This is a genomic window from Evansella vedderi (assembly GCF_030813435.1).
GTDB lineage: Bacteria > Bacillota > Bacilli > Bacillales > Salisediminibacteriaceae > Evansella > Evansella vedderi.
This window is the reverse complement of the sequence record NZ_JAUSUG010000062.1, coordinates 1-1,109: the sequence shown is the minus strand read 5'-3', so window position 1 is coordinate 1,109 and position 1,109 is coordinate 1. Positions and strand designations below refer to the sequence as shown.

Sequence of the window (1,109 nt, the reverse complement as noted above, 5' to 3'; positions counted from 1 at the left end):
CAGGATCAAACTCTCCAATAAAGTGTTGAGCTTGATGTTCTGACATCAAAACCAGTTAAACTGGCTAATTTAAAAATTCATTGACGGGATATTGATCGGTCGTATAAATACGACGTTCATATCCCACTTCGCTTGGCTTTTTGTTTAGTTTTCAAAGGTCAAAATAACATTGGTGGAGCCTAGCGGGATCGAACCGCTGACCTCCTGCGTGCAAGGCAGGCGCTCTCCCAGCTGAGCTAAGGCCCCAATATCATGGTCGGGAAGACAGGATTTGAACCTGCGACCCCCTGGTCCCAAACCAGGTGCTCTACCAAGCTGAGCCACTTCCCGTTTCTTTTTTATAAAGAGTGGCGCGCCCGAGAGGAGTCGAACCCCTAACCTCTTGATCCGTAGTCAAACGCTCTATCCAATTGAGCTACGGGCGCAACTCTAAAATAAAGATGGTGCCGAGGGCCGGACTTGAACCGGCACGGTAGTCACCTACCGCAGGATTTTAAGTCCTGTGTGTCTGCCAATTCCACCACCCCGGCAAGCAGACTATAATGTTTTCTGGAGCGGAAGACGGGATTCGAACCCGCGACCCCCACCTTGGCAAGGTGGTATTCTACCGCTGAACTACTTCCGCAAAAACTGGTGCGGGTGAAGGGAGTCGAACCCCCACGTCATAAGACACTAGATCCTAAGTCTAGCGCGTCTGCCAATTCCGCCACACCCGCGTGATGTTTTCACAAAATTTCTTAAATGGTGAGCCATGAAGGACTCGAACCTTCGACCCTCTGATTAAAAGTCAGATGCTCTACCAACTGAGCTAATGGCTCGTAGTTAATTCTACAATTTAAATAATTGTTGTGGTGCTGGCCAGAGGACTTGAACCCCCAACCTACTGATTACAAGTCAGTTGCTCTACCAATTGAGCTAGGCCAGCTTATGGTGGAGGATGACGGGCTCGAACCGCCGACCCCCTGCTTGTAAGGCAGGTGCTCTCCCAGCTGAGCTAATCCTCCATTTTAAAACGCCCAGCAACGTCCTACTCTCACAGGGGGAAACCCCCAACTACCATCGGCGCTGGAGAGCTTAACTACCGTGTTCGGCATGGGAACGGGTGTGAC

General features: G+C 50.5%; 9 tRNA genes and 1 rRNA gene. All 10 read right to left on the bottom strand.

The window, feature by feature from the left end:
• Positions 1-170: 170 nt before the first annotated feature.
• Positions 171-246, bottom strand: a tRNA-Ala gene (locus J2S74_RS27325).
• 7 nt (positions 247-253) lie between these two features.
• Positions 254-330, bottom strand: a tRNA-Pro gene (locus tag J2S74_RS27320).
• Between the two features lie 18 nt (positions 331-348).
• Positions 349-425 (bottom strand) — tRNA-Arg (locus tag J2S74_RS27315).
• Positions 426-441: 16 nt separating this feature from the next.
• Positions 442-530: transfer RNA gene (locus J2S74_RS27310), tRNA-Leu, on the bottom strand.
• Between the two features lie 20 nt (positions 531-550).
• Positions 551-625: transfer RNA gene (locus J2S74_RS27305), tRNA-Gly, on the bottom strand.
• Between the two features lie 6 nt (positions 626-631).
• Positions 632-716, bottom strand: a tRNA-Leu gene (locus J2S74_RS27300).
• Between the two features lie 26 nt (positions 717-742).
• Positions 743-818 (bottom strand) — tRNA-Lys (locus J2S74_RS27295).
• Between the two features lie 31 nt (positions 819-849).
• Positions 850-925, bottom strand: a tRNA-Thr gene (locus J2S74_RS27290).
• A gap of 3 nt (positions 926-928) precedes the next feature.
• Positions 929-1,004 (bottom strand) — tRNA-Val (locus tag J2S74_RS27285).
• Between the two features lie 10 nt (positions 1,005-1,014).
• A 5S ribosomal RNA gene (gene rrf / locus J2S74_RS27280) occupies positions 1,015-1,109 on the bottom strand; the annotation flags it as partial.